The organism is Devosia sp. Z6_126 (assembly GCF_058133495.1).
Genome location: NZ_JBYUNO010000002.1, coordinates 988,307 through 1,003,818, shown reverse-complemented (window position 1 = coordinate 1,003,818; position 15,512 = coordinate 988,307). Strand labels below are relative to the sequence as shown.

Here is a 15,512-nt window from a genome sequence, read left to right as displayed (position 1 = left end):
GTCAAGTCGACGACTGCCGCCCAAGATAGGCGGCGTACCAGTGCTTGAAATCCTCTTGCTCGGCGTATTGTGGGTAGGTCTGGGCGATCTCCGCGACAATCCTGCTCGGGACGGTGGCGCGCAGCGCGATGATCTCGGGGCTGCGGGGCAGCCGGAAGCAGGAGTGATCGTGGTGACTGCCGACGGCGAGGGAGCCGATTGGCTTGCCGTCGGCACCGCTGATGATCGACCACATCCAGCGTTGCTGATGGGTTTCGTCCGCATTGCCCCATTCCCGGCTGCGCTGGAAGCTTCCCGGCAATCGGGGTATTGCCTTGAGGCCAGCTTCGCGCAGGGCGGCGTGCACAGGACGGAACAGCTCGGCATTGAGCGTGCCATAGGCAAGATCGCCGACTTCATCGAATTGCTGCTGGAACTCCTGCAGCCGCACGGGCAAGATGCGGGCAAGTTCAAGGTCGACCATCGCCTGGGCGCGCCGGGCCAAGGCATGAATGTCAGTGCCGGCCCAGTCCGTCAGCAATGGAACCCGCGCCGGTACTAGGGTTGAGCTTTGCTGCGCAACGATTGCCTCCAACAATCTTGCCGCTCGGGCAGCGCCATTGCTGTCCATGGTGCTGGCCAGTGCCCGGGCCCGGGTGGCGTTTTCGGGTTGGAGCCCTGTGTTGAGGGCGACGCAAAGGGACTCCATTGTTGGTGCGGCACCAGGATGCGCTACGCCAATCCCGAGCCGCTCGATCTGTCGTGCCCAAAACGGTTGGTCAGCGCCTTGGGGCACGATCACCTGCGGGGCACCCGCCCGTGCAGCGGTGGTCGTGGTGCCGGCGCCGCCATGATGCACCACGACGGCAACCCGTCTGAAAAGTGCCTGTTGGTTGACCTCACCGACGAGAAAACAGTCGCTTTGTTGGTCGGGCAGCGTGAGCCCAGCCCAGCCCCGCGCCAGAACTGCGCGGCGCCCATGGGCGCGGATAGCGGTTACCGCGGTTTGGACCAAGCGGTCGGCATTGGGCGCCGCTATGCTGCCATAGCCAAAATAAACGGGCGGAGTGCCAGCGTTCAAAAAGGCCTCCAGTTCGGGTGGCAGCGGGCGCGTGTCGGGCAGGATCCAGGCCCCGGTCTGCTCCGGTGCACAAAGATCGGTTGGCTCCCAGGGGCAGAGCGCCGCCTCCGAAGCCAGGAGCGGGCGCGTCGTAAAGACATGCTGGCGAATATCGGTCACTGCCGGCAGGCCCATGGCGATCCGTTGTCGGTTGATCGTGCCGCCGAAAAGGGCGTTCATCACCTCGAGGTTGTGGTTCCACAGTGCGCGGTGGTCGGTCTCTCCCGTTGGGCGGGAATGACCGGGATAGGAAAGTGGCGGGTGGTGCTCGGATGGCAGGTACATCGGGCAGAACGATGCGTGCATAAAGGGCAGGCCGCGCTTTTCGGCCACGCACTGAGCCGCGCCAACCGAAGGCATAAGACCGGTCGCGAGGATTGCATCGCAGCCGGCGGCTGCCGCGTCGATGGTCCGGCACTGGGCGGCGATCATCCTCATCCCGTAACCCGGGATATCGCTGGGAAATCGTTGAGCGAGCGCAATCCACTCTCGCACGCGCATGAAGGCGGGGACCAACTCAACGCCGGCACGTTCGGCAAGCTCCACAAACTCCTGGTCGCCCGGAGCGGACAGCACCGCTTCCACACCGACCGCCTCGAGCGCGACTGCAAGCGCCACAATAGGTTCGACGTCACCCCGCGACCCATAGGTCGACAAAAGTACCCGCATCGATGCACTCCCTTTGCTTGGATACGGCAAGGGTTTTACGGCAGGTCCCGAGGCTTGAAGCAAGCCGCTTGTGATCTACATATCGGAGTGGGCGAGGGGTTGAAGCCGATGTGTGTACCGAGGCCCAACTTAGCACGCCGAGGATCAACGTTCAGCCGGCCGCGGCAAACCCCAGTCGCCAAATGGCTGGCGCCGCCAGGGATACACCTGATAGCAGCAGCAGCGAGAACGCCACGCGGCGCAGCGTGAGAACCGCAAATGGCGGCGGCCAGCGTTTTGCGGCATAGGTGGTGGCGGTAACCACGGGCGCCGCCAACAGCGCCCACCAACTTGCCTCATAGGGGAAGCTGCCGGTCAAGCCGACCAAGGAGAGCCGGAACAAGGCGTTGACGCCAAAGATCAGCACCAAGGTGTCCCTGATGGCGGCCGCTGGCAGGGGTTGGCGATAGAAGTGATAGATCAAGGGCGGTCCGGCGGTGGAGAACATCCCGCCCAGAAAGCCGCCCAATGCACCCACCAGGACGAACGAACCCGAAGAAGACCGGTTGGGCAGCGGATGAGGCTGCAGGATCAACTGGATGCTGGCACCAACAATGACGGCGCCCAGCAGCAGGCGTAGTCCGTCCAGATTGGCGTCCGCCAGCCATTCGAGCATGAAATAACCCAGCACCACCAAAAGGAGGCTGGCGCCAATGGCGAGGCGAAACTCGCTCCAGGCCACGTTACGCCAGCCTCGGGCCAACACCTGAGTTGCATTGACCACCGTGAGGATGCTCACGATCACCGCGGCTTCGGGCAGGGGCAGCAGCCCGAGAATGCCGATACCGCCCATCATCAACAGGCCAAAGGCAAAGCCCGTCAGCGTCTGCACATAAGCGGCAGCGCCGGCAAGGACCAAGAGCATGGCGACATTCAACGGGTCCATTACCAGCCTGCAAACAGAATCAACGCCCGGGATAATAGCTGCATTCCCCGGGCGTGGCGCCGTGAGGCGGCAAATCACCGACTGATCGCTGCTCTCTGGACTTCGTTCTGCGCAACTGGGACGGCGAAGCGCCAGGCATTGTCAGCCAGATAATCGACGAGCCGCCGGCCCGGTCGCCCGGTGAGTTGGCTGAAATCGTCAGTAACCTGGCTGAAATGACCCGCGAGAGTGGCAGTAAAGATCGGCAGCATCTGTTCGACCAGAGCTGGCGCCAGTTTCATGCGCCCCGACTCGCGCTTGAACTGCGCCTTGTCGACACCCTCGTAGGTGACGGTGCGGCCGCTGATCGCGGAAAGCGCCGCTGCGGCTTCGGCATAGCCCAGGCTGTCGGGGCCAGTCAGGTTGAAAGCCCGCCCATCCGCAACTGCCTGGGTCAAAGCGACAGCGGCAGCTTCGGCGATGTCGCGCGCATCAATCAAGCTGGTCGTGGCATCGCCCGCGGGAAGCGCAAGCCGGCCAAGCTCCATGATGCCGGCGTGCCAGCGCCCGTGGAAATTGTCGAGGAACCAGTTTGGGCGCAGGATCGCGTAGGGCGCGCCTGAGCTTTCGATCTGCCGCTCCAGTTGCCGCAGCGGAATGGCGTCATTGGCATCCACCCCCAGAGCTGATTGCAACACCAACTTAATGCCGCGCCGCGCTGCGGCCTCGACGAAGGGGCCAAGCAGTAAATGTGGTTCGGCCGAGGTCGGAACGACGAGGTAAGCCGCATCGGTTCCGGCAAGCGCCGCTTCAAAAGTCCGGGCCTGACTATAGTCCAGCAGCACTGTGTTGGCGTCACCTCCTCGCCTTGTGCCAATTTTGACGCTGTGCCCGGCGATCAGCAGCCGATTGGCCAGGTGCTGCCCAACTGTGCCGGTTCCGGCCGCAACAAGTATGGTCTTGAACATCGCGTTCTCCTTTATAACCAGGAGAAAGATGGCGCGCCCTGAGAGGACAAGCCATGTGAGCCGATCTCCCCTTTCTTGCAGATCGTCTTGAAAAGGTGCAGGAGAGCGGCATGAATGTGCTTGATCAATGGATCCGCATGTACGCCCGCAGCCGGATGACCCTCGTCCGCAGCCGGATGGTTGAGCCTTGGGGCTTCCGGCTCGATCCGGGGGCAATGATCGCCTTTCACCTCGTCTGGCAGGGGACCGCTTGGCTTCGCCGGGCTGGCGAAGCGCCACTCCGGCTGGAAGAGGGTGATCTGGTGGTCCTGAGTGATGGAAAGGCCCACGATCTCGTGGCCAGCCCCAAGGGCGAGGCGCCCCCCGTCAGCCAGTTCGTGCAACAAGGATTTGATGTCACCAGCCAGTCTCCTGACGCGGTGATCTTTTGCGGGCGCTTCCAGGTGGATGGCACGCGGCGGCTGGGACAATCGGCGCTACCGCCCTGCATTCACCTGCCCGCGGCGGAGCTCCGCAAGGACCATGGCATTTTCCCGATCGTACTGCTGCTGGCCGAGGAACTGGAGCACCAGGGCTTGGGCAATGAAAGCCTGGTGGAAAGTCTTGCCGACAGTCTGCTGGTTTACGTGCTGCGCCGTGCAGCCGAGCGCGCCGGGCATTCCGCCGGATGGCTGCCGGCAATGAAGGATCCCAACCTTGCCAAGGTGTTCCGGGCGATCCATGCCGATCCCGCCGCCAAATGGACTGTCGAGGGCATGGCGAAGGTGGCGGGGCTGTCGCGCGCTGCCTTTGCCAGACGATTCCATGACCGGGCGGGAGAGCCGCCATTGACCTATCTCAAAGGCTGGAGGCTGACTCTGGCCGCCAGAAAGCTCGCCAGTGGCCCCACTTCGGTAGGGTCACTGGCGAGCGAAGCCGGCTACGCCTCGGAGGCGGCTTTCACGCGGGCGTTCAAGGACTATCACGGCCTCGCCCCCCGGGCTTATCTGCAGACGCTCCAAAGTGGCGCGCGCTTGCCTGATGGACAAGCAATCCAGGAACTGCGTCAAGCATCGCAAAGCGCCTGATCCAAGATCAACTCCGCCAATACAGACATGTGCTTGCATTTGCCGGCGATGCTGCCCTATGCTGGCCCTATCCACAGGGGTGCTCCGTATGGTCGGGGCTGAGATGAGGGCGGCAAGCCTTCGGACCCTATAGCTGATCTGGGTAATACCAGCGGAGCGAGGCGGGCCATGTTCTCAGGCGCACAGATTTCCCTTTATCCAATGACCGGCGACTTTGTCGGCGTGATCATGAACGCGCTGGGTGCGCTCGATCCCTATCGTGAACGCTTGCGCATCGAGACCGATGACATCTCGACCCTGTTGGTCGGTCCGCCCGAAGTGCTGTTTCCGGCCATGCGCGATCTGTTCAGTGCCGCCGCGCGTGCCGGCACCCATTGCGTGCTTTCGGCGACAATCTCGCGCGGCTGCCCGGGTGAGCCCGATGATGCCATCTGTCAGTCCAACTTGTTCGAGGGGCCGGCTGCGCCTCTTGAGGAGCGGCGCGCCAGTGCGCTTACGGCAGTGCAGGATGCGCCCGACATCGGCGTCTTCGGGGTGGCCCAATTGTCTCTCTATGTGATGGGACAGGGCCATCACATGGACGAAATCTATGGCTGCGTCGACTTCCTCAAACAGTCGGGCACCTTCGAAAAGTCCAAGCATTTCGCCACCAAGCTCAATGGCGACACCGGTGCGCTGTTCGCCACGATCGAGCAGGCCTTTTGCCGGTTTGGACCGCCCGAGGGACATGTCACCATCGACCTGACCGTGTCGGCCAACAGCCCCAGCGCGCGCTGAGCGGAAGGTCTGGCATGGCGCAGTTGTTCTCCTTCGGGCGCCTTGTCGCCCGGTTTCTCAGTCACGCAGGGCCCGCCGTGTTTTCGGTGGTGACCCTGATCCTGGCCTGGGAAGCTTATGTGCAGCTTTCCGGCATCTCGCCAACGGCGTTGCCGGCGCCATCCCGCATTGTAGTTCAGGGCTACCAGAACCGGGACGCGCTGGCCGAGCACACATTAGCGACCTTGCAGGCCACCATTCTGGGTTTCGGCTGCTCGCTCTGCGCCGCATTGCTGTTTTCGGTCGTGGTGGACTTCTTTCGCCCGGTACGGCGGGCGTTGTTTCCGGTGTTCATCATCACGCAGACCCTGCCGCTGGTCGCCATCGCGCCGCTGATCGTGCTCTGGTTCGGCTTCGGGCTGACGCCCAAGATCGTGCTGGTCGCGCTGGTCACGTTTTTCCCAATGCTGGTGGCGCTGGTGCAGGGCTATGACTCCACCGACCGCGATATCGAGGCGCTGCTGGCGTCCATGGGAGCCTCGCGCTGGCGCCGGTTCAGGATGGCGCGGCTGCCTTCGGCCTTGCCTTATTTCTTTGCCGGGCTGCGCATTTCCATCACCTATGCCGTAGTCGGGGCGATCTTTGCCGAATATGCCGGGGCGGTCCGGGGCTTGGGCATCTATATTCTCAATGCCAAGAACAATTTTCGCCCCGACCTGGTGCTGGCCGCCGTCCTCGTCAGCGCGACGCTGACCCTGCTCCTGTTTGGCGCTACCGTCTTGGTGCAGCGGCTGACGATGCCCTGGACCCGCTTGGCGCAGAGGCGCCCATGACCACGCCCAGGCTTGAACTGCGCAACTTGGGCAAGAGCTTTGGCGATTCCGAAGTTCTGGCCGACATCAACTTGAGCGTTGGAGCAGGAGAGTTCGTTTCGATCCTCGGCCCTTCCGGCGCTGGTAAATCCACCATCCTACAGCTGCTGACCGGAGCGGTGTCCACTGATGGTGGGGAAATGCTGTTTGATGGCGCGCCACTCGCCCCGAAGAGCCACCCCTTTGCCTTCATGCCGCAACGCGATGCGCTGATGCCGTGGCGGTGGATCATCGACAATGCCACGCTTGGCCTTGAGGTGGCGGGCATGACGCGCAAGGCGGCGCGGGCGGCAGTCCAGCCGCTGTTTGCTGAGTTTGGTTTGGCCGGATTTGAAAACCATTACCCCGCGCAGCTTTCCGGCGGCATGCGGCAGCGTGCAGCGCTGCTGCGCACAGTGGTGCAGCATAAATCCATGCTGCTGCTAGACGAGCCTTTCGGGGCCCTGGATGCCCTGACCCGCACGCGAATGCAGCGCTGGCTGGCTGGGATGTGGACGCGCCATCGCTGGACCGTGTTGCTGATCACCCACGATGTCCGCGAAGCAGTGCTGTTGTCCGACCGGATCTACCTGTTGTCGCCGCGCCCGGCGCAGATCGTGCGCCGTATCGACGTGCCGCTCGAGCATCCGCGACCCCCAGCAGGGTCGCCCGTCATCGCTCAAATCGAAGCCGATATCCTGCAGACTTTGTTTGAACCGGAGGAATAATCATGCCGCTTTCGCGCCTGCTGCTGATCCTTGGCCTTGCCGCCGCCCTCGCCAGTCCACCCGCACTGGCCCAGGCGGTGCCGGTGACCATGGCGCTGGACTGGACGCCCAACACCAACCATGTCGGCCTGTTTGTTGCCCAAGCCAAGGGCTTTTATGAGGAGGCGGGGGTCGCAGTTGAGATCCTGCCTTATTCCGACACTTCCGCTGGCACGCTCGTGGCCAATGGGGTGGCAGATTTCGGTATTCTTGGCTCCATCGGGCTGTTCACCCAGCACACGGCCGGGGTCGATCTGGTCGCGACTTATGCACTGGTGCAGACCGAAACGGGGCGCCTGGTGTTCAACGGCGACCGGCAGGATATCCAAAGCCCCAAGGACCTCGACGGCAAGACTTATGCCGGCTTTGGCAGCGACTGGGAGAATGCCCTGATTAGCACGATCATCCGCGCCGATGGCGGCCGGGGGGAATTCCAGACGGTCACCCTGGGCACTTCGGCCTATGAAGCGCTGGCCAACGGCGCGGTGGATTTCACCCTCGAAGTTTATACCTGGGAAGGCGTCAAGGCGGAGCGAGACGGTCGCCCACAACGTGCCTTTCGCTATGCCGATTGGGGCGTGCCCGACCAGCACACCAACTTCATCGGCACCACTGGCGCCTTTTTGGCTGAGCACCCGGACACGGCCCAGGCGTTCCTTGGCGCGAGCCAGCGCGGTTACGCCTATGCCGTCGCCCATCCCGACGAGGCGACCGATATTCTGGTCGCAGCCAATAGCGACGCGCTGCTGGACCGGGACTTTGTGCGCGCGTCCCTGCAGGCGCTGATCGATGGGCACTACCTGCAGGCCGAGAATGGGGCCGTGGGCGTCATCAACCCCGCCAAGATGGAGGCGATGGGCACGTTCCTGTTTGAAGCCGGCATCCTCAAGGATGGCGACGGCAATCCTCTAGCCGCCAAGCCCGACTTCTCCGGCTACTATACCAGCGCCTATGTGGAAGCTGCGCCGTGACGGCAAGGCGGCGCATGGGGCTCAACGCGGTGATCTTTGGGCTGGGGAGTCACGAAGCAGGCTGGCGCATGCCTGAAAGCAATGCGTTGGCCTCGACCGATCTGGGCTATTGGACCGACATCGCTTGTCGGGCTGAAGCGGGTGGGTTCGATGCTTTGTTTCTGGGCGATGTGCTGGCGCTGCAGCAAAGCGCCGACCGGCACCTCTCGGACGCGATGGACCCCTTCATCATCCTTTCGGCGCTGGCCGCAGTGACCGAGCGGATCGGGCTAATCGGCACGGCTTCGACCAGCTTTGATCATCCCTTTCATCTCGCCCGCCGCTTTGCTTCCCTCGATCACCTCAGCGGTGGCCGGGCGGGCTGGAATATCGTCACCTCCTCCAATGCGCTTGAGGCCCACAATTTTGGGCTCGACGCCATGCCTGACCATGGCGAGCGCTATGCGCGGGCCGCAGATGTCACCGCGGCTGTGCTGGCACTTTGGAGTTCCTGGCAGGCCGATGCCCGGATCGCGGACAAGCAGGCGGGCCGCTATCTTGATCTCGCAAAGGTTCGGACAGTAGATCATCACGGTCAGTTCGTGCGAACCCGCGGGCCGCTGAACGTGCCGCGCTCGCCGCAGGGCCGCCCTTTGCTGGCGCAGGCCGGCGCCTCTGAGGCCGGGCGTGATTTCGCGGCGCGCTATGCCGATCTGGTGTTCACGGTTCAGGCCGATCTTGCCGAGGCGCAACTGTTTTATCGCGACATGAAGGCAAGGGCTTCCCGCCACGGCCGGCCACCGGAAAGCCTGCTGATTTACCCTGGCATCGTGCCTATTGCTGCCCGGACGCGGGCGCAGGCGGAAGAGCGCTTGGTGCAGTTGAATGGGTTCATGGTGCCTGAGCACGCGCTGGCCAAGCTCTCCGAGTTCCTGGGCACCGACTTGTCTGCGGCACAGCTGGATGACCCCCTGCCTCCTTTTGTCGGGGCAGGGGCTCCCAGCCAGTCGAGCCAAAGCCGCGTGGCTGTTTTGGTGGGCATCGCCAAACGAGAGGGGCTCACCCTGCGGCAGTTGCTGATGCGCCTTGCCAGCGGTCGAGGGCACCTGCTGGCGGTCGGAACGGGCGCCGAGATCGCGGCGACCATGCAAGACTGGTTCGACCAAGGGGCCGCGGACGGCTTCAACGTGATGGCACCGTTGATGCCGGCCGATCTGCAGAGCTTTGTGGATCTGGTGATACCAGAGCTCACGGCATCGGGCCTGTTTACCGCAAGCGGGGAAACGCTGCTGCGGCAGCGCGTCCAACTCGGTCCGGCATAGGTCAGTCCACCGCCTGCCGGTGCAGGCTCTTGGTGTAGAGCCGGTACATCGACAACGTTCCGGCGGCTTCAAGGTAAACCTTGGCCCGCAGGTCCCGCAATTGCCCGCCGCGTTGCAGCACCAGTCCCAGCGCCAGCCGCGCTGCTTCCTCGGGCGTCGCGGCGACCTGGATAAACTCTTCCGGTGCGCCTTCTGTCGGGGCGCAATCTACGACGCGATATTTCTTACTCAAACCCAGCACTCAGACGCATATCGGCGGCTCCCTTCGTATTGACCATTGCTGTTGGGACTGTCACCGAGGACCTGCTGACAAGCTCAAGGAAGCAACTTCCTGTTTGAGCCGTTCGATCTCCTGCTGGGCAGCTTCAAGCTGCCGCTCCAGGTCAGCGATCCTTATATCTGCCAGCTGGAGTTCGCTTTGCTCGGGCACCAGCTCACCATTGGGTACATCCTTGATCTTGTCGCTCATACCAGCTTTTCTTCGCACTTGGTGATTGCCGCTAGTCTAGCCCGTCCTATCCTCCCGGGACAATGGCATGGCGACCCTTATCGCCGCGCCGAAGCCGGGATGTGGAGAATGGATGCGAGCAGATGGCCGAGGGCGACTGAAAACTGCTGCATAGGGCGCATTGTCCCATTGCGGAACCGTGGCGAGATCGAGGCGTTGGCCATTAGCATGGGTAAACTAGAGGGGAACTAATGGCAGCGCGACCGTCGCCACCGGCAGCGATGTGGGACGCTCCGCTGAAGTCCCATAAAGACCGGTGCTCCCGGCAGGAGCGTCCTGGGAGGTGTTCCGTCGATCCAGCCAGCCTTGAACCGCCTTTCAACCAAGGACATCAATGATTCCAGCGTCGTCCTTTTCCTTCGATATGAGCTTTTGCGGGCCGCCACCCACGCTGGCATCCCTGTGGGGGCGCTGGAACCTTGATCCCTTCGTGTTGATCGCGCTGGCGTTGGTTGCCGCTCTTGCCGCCATCAGCTTGCGGACGGCGTCCCGGCAGCGCCAACTGGCAGGAGGGGCGAGCTGGGCACTAGCGGCGACGCTTTTCGGGTCCCCTTTATGTGCGTTGACCGTGGCGCTGTTCTCCGCCCGGGTGGGTCACCACATCCTCCTCACCATGGTCGTGGCGCCGCTCCTGGCGCTGGCGCTGCCGCCTGAGTGGGGGCGGCGGGCAAAACTCTTCCCTGCGCTGCTGGTCTCGACCGTGGCGCTCTGGCTCTGGCATGCGCCCGATTTCTATGCTGCGGCGTTCACCCATCCTGCGATTTATTGGGCCATGCAGGTGAGTTTGCTGTTGGCTTTCACCTGGCTGTGGCTGGGCATGCTGCGGGCCGACAATGCCATGGCCGCCGGGCTGACGGCGCTGTCCGGCGCCATCCAGATGGGCTTTCTAGGTGCGCTGCTGGTGTTTGCCTCCGGCCCGCTCTACCTGCCGCATCTGGCCACGACCCTCGCCTTTGGCTTTTCGCCGATCGAGGACCAGCAATTGGGTGGGCTCATCATGTGGGTGCCTGCCAATCTGCCGCTGCTGGGCGTTGTGATCTGGCGGCTGGTTGATGCGCTGCGGCCGGAACGCCGCCCGGCGGTGCAATGACCTGGGGTTTTCTCGTCGCCTGGCTCAAATTCATCCATGTCGGGGGGATCGCGCTCTGGTCGGCGGGGCTCCTGGCACTGCCTTTCCTTTACCGGCAGCGGCGGGGGCTGGAAGACGATGCGCTCCATCGGCTGCACGCCTTTACGCGCTTTTTGTACGTCAAGCTGGTGTCGCCCGGAGCTTTCGTAGCCATTGCTTCGGGAACTGCGCTGATCCTGATGCAGGGCACCTACCAAAACTGGTTCTCGGCCAAACTGGTCGGGGTCGCAGTGCTGACAGGCATCCATATCTTTTCGGGTTTGGTGATCCTGCGCATTTTTGAGCGCAACGGCCACTATCCCACGGCCCGCTTCATGGTGGTCGTGCCCCTGACCCTCACCGTCGTCTGCGCAATTCTGGCGCTCGTGCTGGGCAAGCCACGCCTGCAATGGCCGCAAGGCCTGCAGGCGTTTTTCGCCCCCGGCGCCCTGTCCGAAATGGTCGGCCCCTTCATTGCCGGGTGGATATGATGAGGCCAACCCCATGATCGAACACCAGCTTGCCGCCATGCCAGCTTGCAAAAGCGGTGGCCATGCTCGCGAGCACCGAAAGCATCAGGCCGTTAGGCAGGATCTGTTCGGGGTAGAAAATGCGCAGGCCAGCATTAGCGCCGGCTATGGCGACCAGCACCATGGCGGCAACCGCATGGTTCCAGCTGGCAACGCGCACCCGGATGCCGGGTACGGCCAGCAGTTCGGCCGTGCCGGCGAGCGCTGCCAGGACCCCGAAGACAAAGGCCGCGGAAGCCGACCAGGTGCCGACCTGCACCCAGAACGGGTCGGCGCCCCACCAGTAAAAGATGTCGATGCCCAAGGTTGCGATAATGAACGCGATGGGAAAGTGCACCATCATGGCGTGGATGGGATGGCCGGCGACGGCAATGGCCGAGCCGATATCCTTGTCGGCAATGGAGCGAATATAGGGATTGGGGTGATCAGAGCGGGCTTCGGGCGGCGTTTCTTCCCGCTGGGCTTCCTGCTCTTCTTCGCTCGCTTGGCTCACCGCAGACTTCCCTTGTTCAAGAGGCTGTTACTGGGGGCAACGCCAGCATTGCTGGGGGGTTGCAGCGGCGATTTGTCGGCGCTCGATCCCGCCGGACCGCGCGCGGCCAATCTTGCCACCCTGTGGTGGGTGATGCTGATCGGCGCGGCGGTGCTGTTCGGGCTCGTCATGGCCCTGTTCGCACTGGCTTATCGACGCCCCGCCTGGATCACGCGGGTGACGCCGGCGCAATGGATCGTGGGTGGGGGGCTCGTGCTGCCCATCCCCATTCTGATCGTGCTGACCGGCACGGCTCTGGTGTTGGGCGAGCAATTGCTGCCCAAGGGCGAGGCCCCGGTACGCGTCGAAGGACGGGCGCAGCAATGGAACTGGCACTTCACCCATCCCGAGAGCGCCCTTGCGCCCAGCCAGATCCTGCATATCCCCGCTGGAGAGCCGGTCGACATCGCCGTGACCTCCCTGGATGTCATCCATTCGCTCTGGGTGCCGCGGCTTGGGGGCAAAATCGACGCCATTCCCGGCAAGGTCAATATCATCCGCCTCCAGGCCGATGAGCCCGGTGTTTATTGGGGACAATGCGCCGAATATTGTGGCGAGGGCCATGACGGCATGCGCTTCCGGGTGGAAGCGCATAAGCCAGAGGCATTTGCCGCCCTGCTGGAAGGGCGCGCGCCATGAACCATCATCAGCAGCAGAACCATCGGCATCAGCTCTCGCCCATCGCCCTCCATAAGGCCCTGGAGCGCATCTGGGGCACGCCACCCGGTTGGGGGCGCCTGTCCAGCGTCAACCACACTGTGCTGGGCAAGCGGTTCATGGTCGTGGCGCTGACCTTCTTCGCCATTGGCGGCCTCTTGTCCATGCTGATCCGCGCTCAGTTGGCGACGCCCAACAGCGCCTTTGTGGGCCCGGAAATCTACAATCAGATTTTCACCATGCATGGCACGGTGATGATGTTCCTGTTCGCCATTCCCATGTTCGAGGGCTTTGCGCTTTACATGCTGCCCAAGATGCTGGGGGCGCGGGACATGGCGTTTCCGCGCCTTACCGCCTATGGCTTCTGGTGCTACCTCTTTGGCGGCTCGATCCTGATCATCGCCATGTTACTGGGTGTGGCGCCCGATAGCGGCTGGTTCATGTATACGCCCCTATCGTCGCGCCCCTACACGCCCGGCATCAATGCCGATGTCTGGCTGCTGGGCATCACCTTTGTCGAAATCTCGGCGGTCACAGCCGCCATCGAGATGTTCGTTTCCATCCTCAAGATGCGCGCGCCCGGCATGTCGCTGGCGCGGATGCCGCTCTTTGGCTGGTATATGCTGGTGACGTCGGGGATGATGATCATCGGCTTTCCCCCGCTGATCCTGGGCTCGATCCTGCTCGAACTCGAACGCGCCTTCGACCTGCCGTTCTTTGATCCCACCCGCGGGGGCGATCCGCTGCTCTGGCAGCACCTGTTCTGGCTCTTCGGCCATCCCGAAGTCTACATCATCTTCCTGCCCGCTGCCGGGGCGCTGTCAACCATCATTCCCGTGTTTGCGCAGCGCCCGATCCTGGGCTATCGCGCCATCATCGCCGGCATTGTGGCCATGGCGTTCCTGAGCTTCGGGCTTTGGGTGCATCACATGTATACGGTGGGCATCCCCCATCTGGCGCTAGCCTTCTTTTCGGCCGCAAGCGCGCTGGTCGCGGTGCCGACGGCGATCCAGATCTTTGCCTGGATCGGCACGCTGGCCTCGGGCAAACCGCGCTGGGACGTGCCCATGCTTTATGTGGGCGGGTTCTTCTTCGTCTTCGTGATCGGCGGGCTGACGGGGGTCATGCTGGCCATGGTGCCGTTCAACACCCAGGCCCATGACAGCTATTTTGTGGTGGCGCATCTGCACTATGTGCTGGTGGGGGGCTTTGTGTTCCCCATGTTGGCCGCGCTCTACCACTGGCTGCCGCATTTGACCGGGCGAAAGAGCCTCTATGGGCTTTCGGTGCCCGCGTTCTGGCTGATCCTGATCGGCTTCAACCTCACCTTTTTCCTGATGCACCTGACGGGGCTGATGGGCATGCCGCGGCGCATCTCGACCTATCCCTCCCACTGGGGCTGGGATTGGCTGAACCTGCTGTCCTCGATCGGGGGCTTTATCCTCACCAGTGGCTTTATGCTGGTGCTGGCCGACCTCGTGCTGCAATTCCGCTTCGGCAAGCGGTGCCGGCGTGACCCGTGGTCGGCACAAACACTGGAATGGGCGACGCCGACGCCACCGCCAAGCTATAACTTCGCCTCGCTCCCGCAGATCGACCAGCGCGCGGACCTGCTCGAGCCGGCAGTGATCGGGCCAAAGCTGGCCGGTGGCCATGGCTATCTCGGTTTCGTGCGCAATGACCATATGGAGACGCTGGGCGTCGATATCGTCACTGGCGCGGCCGAGCATGTGATGGTGCTGCCGCACCGATCCTTCCTGCCGCTCTGGACGGCGCTGGCGACCGGTAGCTTTTTCCTCGCGCTTCTGTTCGGGCAATATTGGCTGGCGCCGATCAGCGCGCTGCTGGTGGTCGGGCTGTTCCTTGTCTGGCCGAAGAGCCTGGGGAAGAAGCGCGATCACGGCCCGGTCGAGATCGGCATGAACGAGGCCGCGCCGTTCGACAGCGAAGTGGCAGCCAATGTCACCGTGCTCGCCAATGCCACCGGCCTTGTGACCAATGGGACCCTGTTTGCCTCCTTGCTGTTTGGCGGCCTGTTTCTTCTGGTGGTGGCGCAGAATTGGGAGGCGGTTCCACCACTCGCGCTATCGCCCTTGCTGCTTGGGCTGGCGGGTGCGAGCGCCCTTTTGGCGGCAGGACTGGCCTTTGCCGCGCAACGCCGTAACCAGGCGGGCCGCAGTCCGGTCCCACTGCAGGGCGGCGCCGTTGCGCTGCAACTTCTGGCCGCGGCGGCCCTCCTTGCCATCATGGCGGGGGTGGGGGACGCAACCCTTCATGCCCGTTCGGCCGTGGTATTTGCCACGCTGGGCTATTGCGCACTCCATTGTGGCATCGCCGCGCTCATTGCCGGACACGCGATCTGGCGCCATGTGCAAGGCTTTGTCTCCGCGCGGCGCCAGACCGATCCCAACCTGGCGCTGCTGTGGAACCTTTATGCCGGCCTTGCCGCGGTGCCGGGGATCGGGCTTGCCCTCCTGCTTGCAGGTGCCGCATGAGCGCTTCCAACCGCCTCGCCTTGCTCCATCTCGTTGCCGGCTTTGTCGTCTGGTCGCTTGGCTTTGTGCTGCTCTATGGACTTCAGGCGCTGGGCTGCGCCTATGGGTGGAGCCAGCACCGCTTGTGGCTGATATCAGCCTTTGTTGCCGTGCTGGTGCCGCTGGCCTGGCTGGCTTGGCGCCCCCTTCGCACCGGGCCTGAAGCGTCTAGCCTAGCCACGGCCGCCCTTTGGGCCAACAGGGCCGCGCTCGGGGCGGCAATATTGGTGTTCCTGCCCGTCACTTTCGCCTCCACCTGCATTTGAGTTAAAGCCTGCGCAAAAATAACA

Annotated in this window: 17 protein-coding genes and 1 riboswitch; of the genes, 11 read left to right on the top strand and 6 right to left on the bottom strand. The window is 63.3% G+C overall.

Annotated elements, in window-relative coordinates:
- Position 1: 1 nt before the first annotated feature.
- The 3 genes from AC3YOG_RS11940 to AC3YOG_RS11930 form a co-directional block, all read right to left on the bottom strand.
- Positions 2-1,768, bottom strand: a complete 1,767-nt coding sequence (locus AC3YOG_RS11940) for a DUF6022 family protein (protein WP_489935224.1) — start codon at positions 1,766-1,768, stop codon at positions 2-4.
- Positions 1,769-1,919: 151 nt separating this feature from the next.
- Positions 1,920-2,693 (bottom strand): TSUP family transporter, encoded by a 774-nt coding sequence (locus AC3YOG_RS11935; protein WP_172122669.1) that lies wholly within the window; start codon positions 2,691-2,693, stop codon positions 1,920-1,922.
- 74 nt (positions 2,694-2,767) lie between these two features.
- The gene (locus tag AC3YOG_RS11930) at positions 2,768-3,640 is read right to left on the bottom strand and encodes an NmrA family NAD(P)-binding protein (protein ID WP_489935223.1); all 873 of its coding nucleotides are present in this window, start codon (positions 3,638-3,640) and stop codon (positions 2,768-2,770) included.
- 110 nt (positions 3,641-3,750) lie between these two features.
- On the opposite strand from AC3YOG_RS11930, the gene AC3YOG_RS11925 reads away from it, so the two are divergent.
- From AC3YOG_RS11925 to AC3YOG_RS11900, 6 genes are all read left to right on the top strand, one after another.
- Positions 3,751-4,707 (top strand): AraC family transcriptional regulator, encoded by a 957-nt coding sequence (locus tag AC3YOG_RS11925; RefSeq protein WP_489935222.1) that lies wholly within the window; start codon positions 3,751-3,753, stop codon positions 4,705-4,707.
- Between the two features lie 65 nt (positions 4,708-4,772).
- Positions 4,773-4,885: riboswitch (TPP riboswitch) on the top strand.
- Complete coding sequence (locus AC3YOG_RS11920; protein ID WP_489935221.1) at positions 4,876-5,484, top strand: YkoF family thiamine/hydroxymethylpyrimidine-binding protein; 609 nt, start codon at positions 4,876-4,878, stop codon at positions 5,482-5,484. Its footprint overlaps the riboswitch before it by 10 nt.
- A gap of 14 nt (positions 5,485-5,498) precedes the next feature.
- Positions 5,499-6,296 (top strand): ABC transporter permease, encoded by a 798-nt coding sequence (locus AC3YOG_RS11915; RefSeq protein WP_489935220.1) that lies wholly within the window; start codon positions 5,499-5,501, stop codon positions 6,294-6,296.
- Positions 6,293-7,042, top strand: coding sequence for an ABC transporter ATP-binding protein (locus AC3YOG_RS11910; RefSeq protein WP_489935219.1), 750 nt, complete (start codon positions 6,293-6,295; stop codon positions 7,040-7,042). Before AC3YOG_RS11915 ends, AC3YOG_RS11910 begins: the two co-directional genes overlap by 4 nt.
- 2 nt (positions 7,043-7,044) lie before the next feature.
- Positions 7,045-8,052, top strand: coding sequence for an ABC transporter substrate-binding protein (locus tag AC3YOG_RS11905; protein ID WP_489935218.1), 1,008 nt, complete (start codon positions 7,045-7,047; stop codon positions 8,050-8,052).
- On the top strand, positions 8,049-9,353 hold the full coding sequence (locus AC3YOG_RS11900) for an LLM class flavin-dependent oxidoreductase (protein ID WP_489935217.1): 1,305 nt from the start codon (positions 8,049-8,051) through the stop codon (positions 9,351-9,353). The genes AC3YOG_RS11905 and AC3YOG_RS11900 overlap by 4 nt, the downstream gene beginning before the upstream one ends.
- 1 nt (position 9,354) lies before the next feature.
- Here the strand turns inward: AC3YOG_RS11900 and AC3YOG_RS11895 are convergent, their stop codons facing one another.
- Both AC3YOG_RS11895 and AC3YOG_RS11890 read right to left on the bottom strand, forming a co-directional pair.
- A complete protein-coding gene (locus tag AC3YOG_RS11895; RefSeq protein WP_172122677.1) occupies positions 9,355-9,585 on the bottom strand; it encodes a hypothetical protein in 231 nt (76 codons plus the stop codon).
- Positions 9,586-9,645: 60 nt separating this feature from the next.
- Entirely contained in the window at positions 9,646-9,822 is a 177-nt protein-coding gene (locus AC3YOG_RS11890; protein ID WP_489890238.1) for a hypothetical protein, read from the bottom strand.
- A 373-nt stretch (positions 9,823-10,195) separates the two neighbouring features.
- Here AC3YOG_RS11890 and AC3YOG_RS11885 point away from each other — a divergent pair, with 373 nt between their 5' ends.
- Together AC3YOG_RS11885 and AC3YOG_RS11880 are read left to right on the top strand one after the other, a co-directional pair.
- Positions 10,196-10,951, top strand: coding sequence for a cytochrome c oxidase assembly protein (locus AC3YOG_RS11885; protein WP_489935216.1), 756 nt, complete (start codon positions 10,196-10,198; stop codon positions 10,949-10,951).
- Entirely contained in the window at positions 10,948-11,460 is a 513-nt protein-coding gene (locus tag AC3YOG_RS11880; protein WP_489935215.1) for a CopD family protein, read from the top strand. The genes AC3YOG_RS11885 and AC3YOG_RS11880 overlap by 4 nt, the downstream gene beginning before the upstream one ends.
- On the opposite strand, the gene AC3YOG_RS11875 is transcribed toward AC3YOG_RS11880, so the two are convergent.
- Positions 11,441-11,992 carry a DUF2231 domain-containing protein gene (locus AC3YOG_RS11875; protein WP_489935214.1) on the bottom strand — a complete coding sequence of 184 codons (552 nt, stop codon included), beginning with the start codon at positions 11,990-11,992 and terminating at the stop codon, positions 11,441-11,443. The genes AC3YOG_RS11880 and AC3YOG_RS11875 overlap by 20 nt on opposite strands.
- Positions 11,993-12,004: 12 nt before the next feature.
- Between AC3YOG_RS11875 and coxB the strand changes: the two genes are divergently transcribed.
- The 3 genes from coxB to AC3YOG_RS11860 are packed head-to-tail and all read left to right on the top strand — an operon-like array spanning position 12,005 to position 15,488.
- A complete protein-coding gene (gene coxB, locus AC3YOG_RS11870) occupies positions 12,005-12,670 on the top strand; it encodes a cytochrome c oxidase subunit II (protein ID WP_489935213.1) in 666 nt (221 codons plus the stop codon).
- Positions 12,667-15,183, top strand: a complete 2,517-nt coding sequence (ctaD, locus tag AC3YOG_RS11865; protein WP_489935212.1) for a cytochrome c oxidase subunit I — start codon at positions 12,667-12,669, stop codon at positions 15,181-15,183. The genes coxB and ctaD overlap by 4 nt, the downstream gene beginning before the upstream one ends.
- Complete coding sequence (locus AC3YOG_RS11860; RefSeq protein ID WP_489935211.1) at positions 15,180-15,488, top strand: hypothetical protein; 309 nt, start codon at positions 15,180-15,182, stop codon at positions 15,486-15,488. Before ctaD ends, AC3YOG_RS11860 begins: the two co-directional genes overlap by 4 nt.
- The last annotated feature ends 24 nt before the right edge of the window (positions 15,489-15,512 follow it).